At 44.3% G+C, this 14,344-nt stretch carries 13 protein-coding genes; 9 read left to right on the top strand and 4 right to left on the bottom strand.

Translation table 11 applies throughout. From position 1 onward, the window contains the following. Positions 1–7: 7 nt before the first annotated feature. Together U2P91_RS01170 and U2P91_RS01165 are read right to left on the bottom strand one after the other, a co-directional pair. A complete protein-coding gene (locus tag U2P91_RS01170) occupies positions 8–739 on the bottom strand; it encodes a permease (RefSeq protein WP_322518818.1) in 732 nt (243 codons plus the stop codon). Continuing rightward, positions 736–1,218 (bottom strand): permease, encoded by a 483-nt coding sequence (locus tag U2P91_RS01165; protein WP_322518817.1) that lies wholly within the window; start codon positions 1,216–1,218, stop codon positions 736–738. The genes U2P91_RS01170 and U2P91_RS01165 overlap by 4 nt, the downstream gene beginning before the upstream one ends. A 113-nt stretch (positions 1,219–1,331) precedes the next feature. Between U2P91_RS01165 and U2P91_RS01160 the strand changes: the two genes are divergently transcribed. From U2P91_RS01160 to U2P91_RS01150, 3 genes are all read left to right on the top strand, one after another. After that, positions 1,332–1,997 (top strand): Crp/Fnr family transcriptional regulator, encoded by a 666-nt coding sequence (locus tag U2P91_RS01160; protein WP_322518816.1) that lies wholly within the window; start codon positions 1,332–1,334, stop codon positions 1,995–1,997. 119 nt (positions 1,998–2,116) lie between these two features. Further along, positions 2,117–2,611, top strand: a complete 495-nt coding sequence (locus U2P91_RS01155; protein WP_322518815.1) for a MarR family winged helix-turn-helix transcriptional regulator — start codon at positions 2,117–2,119, stop codon at positions 2,609–2,611. A 29-nt stretch (positions 2,612–2,640) separates the two neighbouring features. Continuing rightward, positions 2,641–3,984 carry an MATE family efflux transporter gene (locus U2P91_RS01150; RefSeq protein WP_322518814.1) on the top strand — a complete coding sequence of 448 codons (1,344 nt, stop codon included), beginning with the start codon at positions 2,641–2,643 and terminating at the stop codon, positions 3,982–3,984. 664 nt (positions 3,985–4,648) lie between these two features. Here U2P91_RS01150 and U2P91_RS01145 read toward each other — a convergent pair. Together U2P91_RS01145 and U2P91_RS01140 are read right to left on the bottom strand one after the other, a co-directional pair. After that, positions 4,649–5,659 carry a 4Fe-4S binding protein gene (locus tag U2P91_RS01145; RefSeq protein ID WP_322518940.1) on the bottom strand — a complete coding sequence of 337 codons (1,011 nt, stop codon included), beginning with the start codon at positions 5,657–5,659 and terminating at the stop codon, positions 4,649–4,651. A 76-nt stretch (positions 5,660–5,735) separates the two neighbouring features. After that, positions 5,736–6,536, bottom strand: a complete 801-nt coding sequence (locus U2P91_RS01140; protein WP_322518813.1) for an alpha/beta hydrolase — start codon at positions 6,534–6,536, stop codon at positions 5,736–5,738. A 421-nt stretch (positions 6,537–6,957) separates the two neighbouring features. Here U2P91_RS01140 and U2P91_RS01135 point away from each other — a divergent pair, with 421 nt between their 5' ends. From U2P91_RS01135 to U2P91_RS01110, 6 genes are all read left to right on the top strand, one after another. Further along, a complete protein-coding gene (locus U2P91_RS01135) occupies positions 6,958–7,926 on the top strand; it encodes an AraC family transcriptional regulator (RefSeq protein WP_322518812.1) in 969 nt (322 codons plus the stop codon). A 96-nt stretch (positions 7,927–8,022) separates the two neighbouring features. Then, complete coding sequence (locus U2P91_RS01130; protein WP_322518811.1) at positions 8,023–8,601, top strand: MptD family putative ECF transporter S component; 579 nt, start codon at positions 8,023–8,025, stop codon at positions 8,599–8,601. Next, entirely contained in the window at positions 8,601–9,323 is a 723-nt protein-coding gene (locus U2P91_RS01125; protein ID WP_322518810.1) for an energy-coupling factor transporter transmembrane component T, read from the top strand. Before U2P91_RS01130 ends, U2P91_RS01125 begins: the two co-directional genes overlap by 1 nt. Further along, positions 9,320–10,828 carry an ABC transporter ATP-binding protein gene (locus U2P91_RS01120; protein ID WP_322518809.1) on the top strand — a complete coding sequence of 503 codons (1,509 nt, stop codon included), beginning with the start codon at positions 9,320–9,322 and terminating at the stop codon, positions 10,826–10,828. The genes U2P91_RS01125 and U2P91_RS01120 overlap by 4 nt, the downstream gene beginning before the upstream one ends. Next, positions 10,821–12,566 carry an ABC transporter ATP-binding protein gene (locus U2P91_RS01115; RefSeq protein ID WP_322518808.1) on the top strand — a complete coding sequence of 582 codons (1,746 nt, stop codon included), beginning with the start codon at positions 10,821–10,823 and terminating at the stop codon, positions 12,564–12,566. Before U2P91_RS01120 ends, U2P91_RS01115 begins: the two co-directional genes overlap by 8 nt. Then, complete coding sequence (locus U2P91_RS01110; protein ID WP_322518807.1) at positions 12,559–14,322, top strand: ABC transporter ATP-binding protein; 1,764 nt, start codon at positions 12,559–12,561, stop codon at positions 14,320–14,322. The genes U2P91_RS01115 and U2P91_RS01110 overlap by 8 nt, the downstream gene beginning before the upstream one ends. Positions 14,323–14,344 lie beyond the last annotated feature (22 nt).

The raw sequence follows: 14,344 nt of genomic DNA, 5'->3' as shown, positions 1-14,344 counted from the left end.
GATTTTTTCAGGGATGAAACCGGATAATATGAGAGGGACATTTTGCCACAGCATCTTTGATGGCCTGGCCATCGCCGGGAGACAGGGTTTGACTGATAATCGCCGCTTTTTTGTCGACCATTGTAAAATGGCGGGGTGCGATTTTGGTACAAAGGCCACAACCCACACAATAGTCCGGATTCAGCAAAACGAGGCCATCAACAGAACTTGCTGTTTCATTGTCTGCAGGAAGATCCTCGGGCTTAACAAACCGGGAGGTGATATAGCCCATCAGAAAAATGGCCAAGGTGGTCAGAATCCAGCGGACGATCATAAATTCTGGGCCGAGAAATTTGCTTTCAGTAATCAGCATGGGAATTTTGATCACTGCCCAGGTGGACAGAATTATGACAATATTGGCAATGCTGGCTCCTTTGCTAAGCAGCATTTTACAGACTGGAAAGGCGGCGTAAATGGGACCGGCAGAAAAACTACCCAATAAAAAAGCAAACAGTGAACCTTTTATCCCTGAGTTTTTGCCAAAGGCATTTTCGATTGTTTCTTTTGGTACCCAGGCCGAAATCAGTGAAGTTAACAACAGGATCACCGGCATAATCATTAGCATTTCCTTGACATAATACCAGGTGTTGTCAAGGGATGGCAGAAATTTGCTAGGGGCGAATAGGCCAACTGCCACATAAGCCAAGACCACAATTATTAAAAAACGATTGTTTTTGAGTTGGCTTTTTAAAAATGTCATAGAATCACCCCCATAGCAAGAGCAATTGCCAAGGCAAAAGCAAAACTAAGAGAGTTGCGGACCAGCGTGAATTTCAGACCGAACTCTCTTTTTTCAAGCGGAAAGGTCACCACTCCCACCATTGTCAGAGTGGTCAGAAATGCGACAATCGGAACGATACTGGCACCGGCATCCACCAGTGAGGCCACTAGCGGAAAGGCGACAAAGGCGGGGATCAGGGTAATGCTTCCGAGAAACGCAAAAAGTACTGTAGAAACAACTTCGTTAGCTTGGCCGATAGTGCCTTTGATGGCTTCCGGCGGCACAAAAGTAAGAATCAAACCAATGAACAGCAAGATACCAAGGATGTCCCCGGCGATCCCTTTCATCATTCCCCCGGACATCTTAATAGCCTTCAGGGTTTTGTCCTTGTCTTTTTTTAGTGAAAACCCCAGCCATACCAGGGTAATTACCCAGAAAATCAGTGTAAAAATATCCATACGTTAACCTCCAAAGTGATAATGCGAATCGCAGCTTCAAAATTCGAATTTTCTATAGTATACTGTAGATCAGTAAAATATAAAGTTACCATGGTAACATATAGGAGATTTATATGAATCACCAGGATTTAATCGCTGTTTTATCGTGTCATGGACTTTTCTTGGATTTTTCAAAAGAAGAGCTGAATCAGGTTTTTAGGGCACATTACTATGAGAAACGAGAGTATGAAAAGGATCAGGTGATCCATTTTCAGAACGAATGTTGTCGAACGATGGATCTGATTCTCAGCGGTCGGGTGGCCGTGCAAAATCTGGATTGCGAGGGGAATGTAATGACCATCAATATTTTTCAAGACGGGGATGTGCTCGGTGCCAATCTGATTTTTTCCAGCCGAAATAATTATCCTATGACGGTATTGGCCCAGTCTCAGGTGGTGATCCTCCATCTTCATAAGGAATTGATTCTGGAGCTGTGCCAGATGAATCGTACTTTTATGATCGGTTTGATGAAAGCTATCTCTGATAAGACTTTGATTCTAACTGACAAGATTAGTGCCATCTCGATGAAAAGCATCCGACAGTGTATCATTGATTTTTTACGGTATGAGTCTCAAATTCAAAAAAGTCAGGTGATTCAACTCCCGTCATCAAAAAAAGAGTTAGCCCAGCGTTTTGGTATTCAGCGTTCATCCTTGAGCAGGGAGCTCAATAAAATGCGGCAGGACCAAATGATCGATTTCAATACAAAAACGATTACGATCAAAAATATAAACGGCTAGAACAGGTAGATAAGTGATTTATTAATCGATTAGGTTGGGTTAAATTTGAAATTATCTTGACAAAAGAAGAACCTTCGGATAGACTAAAAAAGTCCGAATGCGGACTAAATGGAGGAACTGTGGAAGAAAAAATGCTAATCGAAGAAGAATTGGCCGACTATAATCATATTTTTAAAGAAACTGGGGCCGTATACAATGAACTGGCCAGGCTTAGCAGTTTGCCAACCAGCGAATATTGGGTACTTTATTATCTCTTCGCTTCAAAAGGTCAGTGTACCCAAAAAGATATCTGTGATCAGTATTGCATGAGTAAACAGACGGTCAACACTGCCCAGAAGCATCTTGAGTCAAAGGGTTATCTTAGGCGGCGAACCGATGTTAATGACAAACGAAGTAAGCAGATGATGTTGACTGAAAAGGGCCATGCTTTTGCCAATGAAAGAATCGCACCGGTACTTAAGGCCGAAAATCAGGTGTTTTTGAGAATGGGCGAGGCGGGGCGTCGGCAATTAATTGAAGGGTCCCGGCTCTATCTTAAATTTCTCGAACAGGAAACAAGGGATTTAATCGAATCGGAAGATCCGTTAGGATCGAATCATAACAACGGAAGTTAGAAGTATTTAATAAAAGGTAAGAGGTCATTATGCATATTCAATTGTCAGAAAAATTTACAACCAGAAAACTCCTGCGTTTTACTATGTCATCGATACTGATGATGGTATTCATTTCTATCTACAGTGTTGTGGATGGTTTATTTGTGGGACGTTACGTCGGCAGCAATGGCCTGGCGGCCGTAAACATTGTGTTTCCGTTAATCATGACCATTGGCTCCTTCGGCTTTATGTTAGGCACCGGGGGCACAGCAGAGGTAGCCCGAGCCATGGGGGAAAAACGTGATCAAGTGGCTAATCAGTATTTTTCATTTTTGACTCTGGTCACAGTTCTTATTGGAGTGTTTTTATCTCTGCTCGCCTTCATTTTCATGGAGCCTCTCTGCTACCTTATGGGTGCGAGTGAACGCATTATTGGCGACAGTGTGACCTATGGACGGATCTGTACCCTAGGTACTGTTTTTTTTATGCTGCAGGGTTTTTTCCAGTCCTTTTTTGTAACGGCAGAGCGTCCCAAAATGGGCTTTTATCTCAGTATTCTTAGCGGTGTCATTAATATTTTTCTCGACTGGCTACTGGTTGGGGTTTGGGGAATAGGCTTGCCTGGTGCGGCCATTGCTACGGTTTGCGGATTTATGATTAGTGGGTTAATACCTATTTTTTATTTTTTTTATAAAAACACCAGTCGACTTCAATTTGCAACACCTGTGAAGGATGTGTCAATGCTGTTACGCAGTATGAGCAACGGTGCCTCAGAGATGGTCACGAACATTTCCCGATCATTAATTACTGTGCTTTTTAATGTTCGGCTGATGCAACTGCTTGGAGAAGACGGAGTGGCAGCTATTTCGGTGATGTTATATATCGAGTTTATTTTCACAGCCGTATTGATTGGTTTTTCAATTGGTGCGGCACCGGTGATTGGTTATCATTTTGGGGCCCGAAATGGTGATGAGCTAAAAAAACTCCACCAGAGTTGTTTAAAAATTGTGGGGATGGTGTCAATCGTGATGTTCATTTTATCTGAACTGGCGGCTTCTGTGCTGGTGTCCATTTTCATAGTCAGTAATCCGACACTGATCGAGTTGACGGTGCAAGGTTTCCGGATTTTTGCAATATCATTCTTATTTTGTGGGATCAACATTTTCGCCTCAGCCTATTTTACAGCCTTGGGCAATGGTCGAGCTTCGGCGATGATTTCCTTTATCCGCACCCTGTTCTTACAAGTGATTATGATTCTGGTATTACCCCAATTTTTAGGCATTCAAGGGATCTGGATGGCGCTGCCTGTTGCCGAGGCTTTGACTCTGGGTCTGACTTTTTGGTATTTTAAACAGCAGCAGAGCGTCTTTAAAATCCGTCCAACGGATCGATAAGCGTTCAAAAGCAATAGCCGAAATGTTGCAAGAATCTATTTTTACCAAAAAAGAACTAGAACCGATTCCGCCATTTAACCTGCGAAACCGGTCTAGTTCACAATCTCAGTCGTCATCCGTTTGGACTCCTTCTTTTGATTTTATCAAAAACCTTCTTTTTCACTTTTCAGTTTAAACATTACTCACTTGAAGGGGTTCCGTCTATAAAAAGATTGCTCTTTTTAATAGTTGGAAGATCTGTCTTGATGCAGATCGCTTGCCCGGCTACTTAATCAACTTATTTCATCAGGGTCAAATTTTCACCTTCAACCTCGGGTCGGTTCATTGATTTTATTGCCAGTATCGTAATTGCTTTTAAGTGATTGATACATTGACTCTTATCACAGTTACTGAAAATGATTGAGTTGATTTTTGATATGAACCTATTATATCACGGTACAAAGAAAAGTAAATAGACAAAATGTAAACGTTTGTATAAAATTCGTATACGCTTATGAACAATATTTCTCTAACAGGGATTATCCTAATTCTGATTTGGCGGATCGTTCTGATGAACAAATGTATGCCGATAAATTGCGACATCAAAAGCATTTATGATGCTGAAGAGAAAGGCATCTGGATTGGATGAACGGGGTAGCAGTGCAATTGCACTGCTACCCCAGTCTTAGTCGGTAACTTCTTCTTGCATTTCAACTTTAATTTTCTGTCCATTACCGTTGTTCTTGCCCCCCGATCCCTGATCGTTGGTTTTTGAACTCCAGATGCCCAGAGCCATCGATCCGACAATTCCACCGATAAATACAGTCAGCATTACAATCGCCACTACGGCAATGGAAACCTGGGGGCTTTTTTGGGTGGCCTGAACCAGCAGGGTTTCGGCTTTGGGGCAATTCCGGTCTGAGGTGCATTCATAACAGCTGATACAACTAAGACTGGAGACTGTTTCATTCCGGCAGACATCGATATTCATCGGACAGCTGCGGCTACATTTCTGACAGCTGACACAAGTCTCTGTTTTCCGGCGAATTTTAAAGATGCGGATCTTGTTAAAAAGACCCAGCAGGGCGCCGTAGGGACAGGTATATTTACACCAGGGCCGCTCCACAAACAACGAACCGATGGTGATAAACACCAGCAGAATAAGGGCTGGTAGCGCCACCGTTCCGGTCCAGAACTTAAATAATGCATGGTAGGGATCGAGATTGACAAACAGTAGCGTGCCGGAGACTGCCGTTACCGTCAGTACCCAGACCAGCACTCCATAACGCAAATAGCGCAACACCTTATCCACCTTTGTGGGGACAAAATGGTTATAGCGTTTCTTAAAAAGCTTTTTTCCGATTTTGCCGATCCATTCCTGAAAAGCCCCTAAGGGACAGACCCAGCCACAGAAAACCGGACCAAAGAGCAGCGCCAGCAGAAACACCAGACCCATCAGAATCACCGCAGAGATCTGAGTTTTTGGAATAAACAATCCCGTTGTGACCAAGGAAAAAAGGGTCTCCACCCCGCCGAAGGGGCAAAGAGCATGAAGAGAAGCCGTAGACAGAAAGGGAATTCCCATTCCTGTAGCGGCCAGGGTTTTATTAACCGAAATCAGGGCGATAAGGGTAAAGAAAAAGATCTGTACCATCAGACGCAGGTTGAATTTTTTAGGTTTAGCTATGATGACCACCTCCAATCATTGTATGTCCATTATGATAATCTTTAATCATGTCAAAATGGTGTCAGATTATTGGGGCAATAATGCTTCATGGTAATTGATCCAGAAAATCCTCAACTACCGCATTAAAAACAACGGGATTATCAACATTGGCATTATGACCGGCGGAGGGGATGATTTTCAGGGGGTATCTGGTTTTGGCGGCCCAGGCCCAGTTGTATTGGGGGACCTTGCCGGTTTTGTCATATTCGCCCAACGTTAGTAGGACCGGAAACTTAAAAGCCGCATCCTGGTTTTCCCTGAGAAAGCTGGCATAGGCGATCCCCATGATGCGGCAGAGTTCCGTTTTGCTATAAGGTTTTAGCATCGCTATCATGTTATCATAACCTCGCTTAGTATGGGTGGCCCCTTTAGCAATGGCTGACAGCAGTTGGTCATAAGGATAGCAACGGGACATCCACTCTACCTGCCGCAACCAGAAGCGGTCTGATTGGGAATAGTAGGTAAGACCAAAGGGCGAGGTGTCCACCCCGATAAAGGCCAACACCTTTTCCGGGAAATCCAGGGCATACTGCTGGCTGGCATAGCCCCCCAGCGACTGGCCAATCAGCACTGACGCTGAGATGTTTTCCTGGGCCAGGATAGCGTCCAGATCGGTAGCGGTGTGATGAAACGAAAAATCCATATAGGGGCGGGAAGCCCCATGGAGTGGCAGGTCCCAGGTGATGACGGTGTAGTGCTTTTTAAAATAAGCAACCTGATGTTCAAACATCAGATGATTGGCAGTAAGCCCGTGGGTGAACACCAGACATATTGCCTGGGGATCGCGGTGTCGGGCGATCCAATAATGAACAGTGCCCCGGGGTGAGGTGATTGTTTTTTCCAGCACAGTAACGACCTTCTTTCGCAGATTTTACCGTTCCAGTGGAACGGGCCTTTTTTTAAAGTTTACCGATAAAAAAAGGGTTCGTCAATGGAAGAATTGTAAAGTCTGGCTGAAATTCGGAGTCAATCTGATTGGGCAATCGCTAAAAAGAGCAATTTCATTTTTCAAACTCAAAAAAGAACGAGAACCGATTTCGCCATTTTATATCACGGCGAAGAAGAAAGTAAATTGATAAAGCATAAACGTTTGAATAAAATTGTGTAGAGGCGTATCATAATCCGTTTATAAGTTGAGAAACTAGCGTTCATGATGACAGGTTTTGATTGATCTTTCTCGGGCAATCCTTTAGAATATAGTTAGAAGAAACTAACTAGTGTCGAAAATAGCAAGGCCAGAATTCAAATGAAAGCAAAGGAGACAGATAATGAGACTGAGCAGAAAAGAATGGGGACTCCAAATCTTAAAAGAGGATGGCCCCGAAACTGTGTATGCCCTGGACCAGCAGCATTCCAGAAGTCGGATCACAGCGTATTCCCTATATGAAGGCATTGAGATACAGTTTATGGACTTTAAAGAAGCCTATAGCTGGTCCGGTGAAGTTGCGAATATGCCCAGATTCTATCAGATTTCATTTTGCGATCAAGGCATTTATCAAATGGAATTAAAAAAGAATGTTTTTACCTATGTGTCACCGGGGAATATCGGAATTTTTAACAATTGTCGCTCCAGCCTGTCTTCAAAAATGATTGAAGACAGCATGCGGGGGTTTAACATTTTAATTTATCCAGATTCGCTGTCGCCAAAGTTAATGGATTTATGGCAAAAAGAATACAACCTGGATTTGCAGCTTTTATTTGATCAAATCGAAAAAATAAATAGCGTCCAGATTTTTTCCTGCGGAGAGTATCTATTCAGCACTTGCAAGATGATTAATGAAGGAATGGAAACCCTGGGATTGGGTTTTATAAAGCTAAAACTAACAGAGCTTTTTATGATGATTATTCATGAAGATTTTAGGGTTTTTAGTCAGCGACGCTGTTTTTCAAAAGAACAAATTGACAAAACAAAGGCCATTAAAAAGATGATTGAAACAGATCTGTCGGTGCATCACCCGATTTCAGAGCTCTGCTTAAGCCATGATGTCTCAACAACGATCTTCAAAGAGTGTTTTAAAGAAATGTTTCAATTTACGCCGTATGAGTATTTGCGAAAGATGCGCATGAATCAGGCTGCTCACAATCTCATCAATACGGACTTATCCATACTGGAAATCGGCCTGATGCTTGGATATGAGAACGCCAGCAATTTTACTCGAGCTTTTAAAAAAAATTATGGGCTGCTACCGAAAGATTTCAGAAAGAAAAATCATCAGCAAGAAAAATGTCCAGCATGACTATTCGGAGTCTGAAAGAGTAGAAGTGAAATAGTGTCAATGATAAAATGCGTATGTTAGAATTATCTAACATACGCATTTTATTTGGAGGTTAGTATGAAAAAGAAATTATCAACAAAAGAGTTGATTCTGGCAGGTGCTTTCGCGGCTATTTTTGTTGTGGGGTTAATCGCGATGGCGGTGATTACCGGGTTTACGCCGGTTACCTTTTTAATGGTGGCATTTTTAACGGGCATTGTGCTGGGCCCAATTTATATGCTCTATATCAACAAGGTCCCCAAAAGAGGCACCATTTTGATTCTTGCGGCATTGTGCGGCCTGGTGATGTCGAGCACCTCGTTTTATCCCCTGCTTTTTTCGCTACTCTGCGGATTAGCGGCGGAGGTGACATCGGGTCTGGGGAATTTCGAATCGCCAAAGCACAATGTACTGGGATACGGCTTTTTTTCGTCAATGTTTGTAGGGCCATTTTTGTCGATCCTTTTTGCAAAAGAAGCGTTCTTTAAGTCCATGACCCAATATTACGGCGAAGCCTATGTCGCAAATTTTGCCAGCCTTGCTCCCGAGGGGATCATCCTGGGATTAATTATCTCCGGATTTATCGGCGGCATAATCGGTGGGGTACTCGGAAACAAAGCCCTGAAGCATCACTTTAAACGAGCAGGAATTGTCTAATGCCTGCCATTACACTGCAGTCAAATTCAGTGGTGAAAATTGATCCCCGAACCAAACTGGTCCTATTTCTCCTGATCAATATCATGATGATGGGAAACAAACCGGTCATTGTCGAAGTGCTGCTGGCCGGAATTTCCTGCTTGCTTCTACTTAATGGAAGGTTGATTAAAGAGACCCTGCTTTATGGGGGTCTCTTCTTTCTGCTACTGGCCATTGACAGCGGGTATGGACTACAGGTATCCACACCGATTGGCCAGGGTTTGATCATCGCCAGTCGGATGATTCGCCTTTTTTTACCGATGGTGATGTGCTTTACCGTGCTGATGAAAAACACCACGGTGAGTGAATTTATTGCGGCTTTTCAAAAAGCGCATCTACCAATGGGCTTTATCATTCCATTTGCAGTAATGGTGCGCTTTGTGCCAACCGTAAAAGAGGAGTACCAGGCTATCGTTCAAGCCATGTCCTATCGGGGTATCCCCATGGGGGTAAAAGCAGTGCTGTTTAAACCGTTTATGACTCTTGAATATGTGATGGTGCCCTTGCTGATCTCATCGGCAGGGGTGATGGACGAGTTGGCCGCAGCGGCCATGACCCGGGGCCTGGATCGGGATTCGATAAGGTCCAATCTGGTTGATGTTAAATTAAGGTTACCGGACTACACCCTGATGGCAGGTGTCATTATCATTTTTATTTTAATGAAGAAAGGATGGCTAGGATGATTCGGCTAAATAATATCTCAGTTGCTTATGAAGGTGGTCAAGATAACCCCAGTCATCAAAATGCTCTGGACAATATTTCCCTCACCATTGAAAAAGGCGAATGTATTGTTTTGTGTGGTAAAAGCGGCTGTGGCAAAACCACAATTACACGGCTGCTCAATGGCCTGATTCCGATGTTTTATCCCGCCGGGCTGCAAGGCGAGGTGATATTAAAGGGTAAAAACGCTCAGGATATGAGCATTCGGGAGATTTCCCAATTTGTGGGAAGTGTTTTTCAGAATCCCAAATCGCAGTTTTTCAATGTCGATACCACCGGCGAACTGGCCTTTGGCTGCGAGAATCAGGGTTTAAGCCGGGATGCAATCCACCGTCGTCTAAAGCAGAGCGTCCAGGATTTCAGCCTGGAAAAGCTCATCAACCGCGATATTTTCAGGCTCTCCGGAGGCGAAAAACAGCGGATTGCCTGTGGTTCTATTCACGCCATGAACCCGGATATTTACGTATTGGATGAGCCCTCATCCAATCTGGATCTTCAGTCGATCGGACAGCTTCACAGCATTTTAAAACAGTTGAAATCCCAGGGCAAAACCATTATTATTTCAGAACATCGGCTTCACTATTTAAAGGAGCTGACGACCCGATATATCTTTCTTGAGGATGGAAAAATCTTAAACGAATACCGTCCCGCAGAGCTTGAAGCTGTTTCAGAGGCCGATAAACGGAAAATGGGCCTGAGAACCCAGGACTTCGATCAAATTGATTCAAAAAGAGTTGCAAAGCAACCGCTTAAGGAAGTGGCCATGGACTTTCAGCAGCTTTTGGTGCGCCGTAACAAGCAGACGATTTTGAAGATGGCGAATCTTCAAATCAGAAAAAATACAGTGCTGGCCATTGTAGGCGAAAATGGCGTCGGCAAGTCGTGCCTGATTGCCTGCGTCATGGGCTTCTTAAATTACCAGGGTGATATCCTTTTAAATGGGTCAAAAAAAAACAAGCAGGCCAGACAGGCCGAGAGTTTTCTGGTGATGCAGGATGTGAACAGTCAGCTCTTTGCCCGAACAGTTTTTGATGAAGTGCTGCTTGGGGTTAAATCCCCGGATCTAAAAAAAGCCCATGCCATCCTCGATCAATTGGGGCTTAGCGCCCTGTCCCAACGCCATCCAGCCTCGCTTTCCGGAGGGCAAAAACAGCGTTTAGCGATTGCTTCCGCCATTTACGGACAAAAGAAATACCTTTTTTTTGATGAACCCACAAGTGGTTTGGATCGCCAATCAATGGAAGCATTTTGTCAACTGATTCTAGAAAATCGCGAGGTGGTCGATGTCACGGTGATTATTACCCATGATCTGGAACTGATTCTAGGTTGTGCCGATGAGGTACTGCTACTTAATCGGGATCTAAGTATCGATCTTTACCCGCTCGATGAAGCTGGCATAAAAAAAACCAGAACCCTATTTATTAATCTCTATGAGAAACAATTGCAGAAAGAAGGTTTATATGTTTAAAAGAATCATCATTTATGCCAAAGATCAGAAAACGAAAATGCTGCTTGCCACTATTCTTCTAATACTAAGTGTTCTGGCTGGCGTGTTTCCTTTTTTAATGGTCTATCAAATCATTACGCCGTTAATTAATGGCGATACCCTGGCAACCAGCGTCATCCTGATTCGGGTCGGCATGGTATTGTTTTTTCTTGTTTTCCAGGCCGTACTTATGGGGGTTGGATTGGATCTTTCCCATAAAGCCGCTTATGGCACCTTAAAAAACATCCGAATCTCCCTTCAAGAAAAAATGGAAAACCTGCCCCTTGGCGTGATTGAACAAAAAGGCACCGGCCGACTGAAAAAACTCTTTGTGGACGATGTTGACAGTCTCGAAACACTGTTGGCTCATGCCATCCCTGAAGGATTTGCCAACGTGATGGTTCCGGTGGTCATCTACGGCGCTCTGATTATCGTAGACTGGAAATTGGCACTCATGGCGATGGCCTCGGTACCACTAAGCTTATTGGCGATGATGGCCATGTACACCATTGGTATGAATCGAATGGGCGAATATTTTACCGCTGGTCAAACGATGAATAACACCATCATTGAATATATCAATGGTATGGAAGTGGTGAAAGTGTTTAACCGGGAAGGCGAATCCTATCGACACTTTAAAACCGATGTAAAAAATTACCGGGATTTTACCTTAAAGTGGTTTAAAGCCTGCTGGCCATGGATGGCCGTCTATGGCTGTCTGTTGCCCTATACCCTGATTCTGACCCTGCCGCTGGGATCTTATTTTGTCCTTCAGGGCTATTCCACCCTGCCGGATCTGATCCTGACGATGTGTATGTCGATGGGTCTGGGGATCCCGCTTTTACGGGCGCTGTCGTTTATGTCGGCATTGCCACAGCTCAATTATAAACTTGCCGAAGTTGAAAGCGTCATCGACGCAACGCCACTAAAGGCCGGGACGGCGTCCTTTTTAGGAACCGATCATTCCGTTTTATTTACCGATGTAAGCTTTGGTTATCAGGATGCCAAGGTGATTCATCACATCAACTTAGCGGCCAAACCAGGTGAAACCATTGCGTTGGTGGGCGAATCCGGTTCAGGAAAAAGCACTCTGGCCAAATTACTGGTCCATTATTACGATGTCAACGCTGGCGAAATTAGCATTGGCGGACAAAATATCTGTACCATGAGTCTGGAAGCCTTGAATGATTGCATTTCATACGTGGCTCAGGATCAGTTTTTATTTAATACCAGTATCCGGGAAAACATCCGTCTGGGCAAACCGGAGGCTGGGGATGAAGCGATTCTACTGGCCGCTGAAAAAGCCCAGTGCCTGGAATTTATCCGGCAGTTGCCAAACGGCATCGATACCTTAGCCGGGGATTGCGGAAATCAGCTATCTGGAGGGCAGAAGCAGCGGATCACCCTGGCCCGGGCGATTCTTAAAAATGCGCCGATTCTGGTGCTGGATGAAGCAACCGCTTTTGCCGACCCGGAAAACGAGGAAAAAATGGAAGCTGCCTTGTCAGCGCTGGTGCACGATAAAACAACCTTTGTTATTGCCCACCGACTGACTTCTGTAATGGGTGCCGATCAGATCTATGTGCTTGAAAGTGGTTCCATTTCAGCCCATGGCACCCATCAGGAATTACTTGAAACTTCTTCTCTGTATCAAAAATTATGGATGCATAATCAGAAAAGTGCGGACTGGCAGATGAAAGAGGTAAAAGATAATGATTAGAAAAATGATCAAGCGGATTATCAAGCTGTCCGGAAAATACAGCTGGCGCATCAAAGGCGCTTTTGTTTTCGCCGTGATTGAGGCCATTCTTTCAAAAATGCCCATCTACTACGGTTTTATGTTGTTATCCAGATTCTATGATAACAGCATCACTGCCACCGATTGCCTTTATGTGGGGATTGCACTAGTGGTGACACTGCTGATTCAGATGATTGTTCATCGGGTAACCGACCAATTGCAAAGTGGCGCCGGCTATCTGCTGTTTGCGGATAAACGGATTGAATTGGGGAATCATCTTCGTAAAATGCCGATGGGATATTTTACCGAGGGTAATATTGGTAAAATCAGCTCGGTTTTAAGTACTGATATGGCGTTTATTGAAGAAAATATTATGCATAAGCTGGGAAATATCATGAGCTTTATTTTTTCAGCCGCAGTAATGCTGCTCTTTATGTGTCTGCTTGACTGGCGCCTGGGTGTTATCGCTCTGGTCACCACCGGTGTTGCGGTGGTAGTGGGAGAGCAGATGCAAAAAAAAGTATCGGCCCAGGAGTCAGTTTTGCGTCAGCAACAAAGTGAATTACTTACTGATGCGGTGCTAGCCTTTGTTGAGGGGATTGCCGTGATTAAAAGCTATAATCTTCTGGGTGAAAAATCCGGGGAGCTTCGTCAGAATTTCAAGCGCTCCATGGACAAAAACATTGACTTTGAAAGTGCCATGTCCCCTTGGATTGTTGGTTTGTTTGTTGTCCTTGCCATTGGCATAACCGGGGTATTCGGGATGTCAATTATCCTCACCGTCAATGGTGAGCTCGGTTTGCCTTATCTGTTGGGAGTACTACTTTTTGTCTTTGAGATGTTTGGGCCCCTGAAGGCGTTGTACCTGGAAGCTCCGGTACTGAATATTATGAATTGCTGTCTTGATCGCATTGAAGCGGTACTCGATGAACCAGAACTGGATGACGGCGGCCAGCAGACCCTTCCGCAGCAGGCCGCCGGTGGCATTGAAGTCGCATTTAAGAACGTCCGCTTTGGCTATGGTGAGGAGCTGGTATTGGACGACATTTCCTGTGAGTTAAAAAGCCAGACCATGACTGCGCTGGTTGGCCCGTCAGGCGGTGGAAAAACAACCGTGGCCAATCTGCTGGCACGGTTTTGGGATGTCAGACAGGGCGAAATTATAATCCGGGGCGTGGATCTAAAAACGGTTCCCCTCGCGCAATTAATGGAACAAATCAGCATGGTTTTTCAGCGGGTTTATTTATTCAAGGATACCATCTACAACAATATTGCCATGGGACGCCAGGACGCAACCCGGGAAGAGGTGACAGAAGCCGCCAGAAAAGCCCGCTGTTATGATTTTATCATGGCGCTGCCCGATGGCTTTGATACCCTGGTGGGTGAAGGGGGAGCCAGTTTGTCCGGTGGTGAAAAACAACGTGTTTCGATTGCCCGGTGTATTCTCAAAGATGCTCCGATAGTTATTCTGGATGAAGCAACGGCCAGTGTTGACCGCGACAATGAACGCTATATTCAAGAAGCCATCAGTGAACTGGTCAAGGGAAAAACCCTGCTGGTCATTGCTCACCGCATTCATACCATTAAGAATGCCGATCAGATTCTTTTAATTGCTGACGGGCGGATTGTTGAAAGGGGAAACCATCAGCAATTGTTGCAGGGCAACGGGATTTATGCCGGTTATATAAAAACGCTCAATAAAAAGCAACAATGGCAGATTAAAAGAAGCATTGTTTAAGACTTAAAATAATAAAGAAGCT

Origin of the sequence: Acetobacterium sp. K1/6 (assembly GCF_034438075.1) — a bacterium.
GTDB lineage: Bacteria > Bacillota > Clostridia > Eubacteriales > Eubacteriaceae > Acetobacterium > Acetobacterium carbinolicum.
The sequence above is the reverse complement of the archived record's forward strand: the minus strand, read 5'-3'. Positions and strand labels throughout refer to the sequence as shown.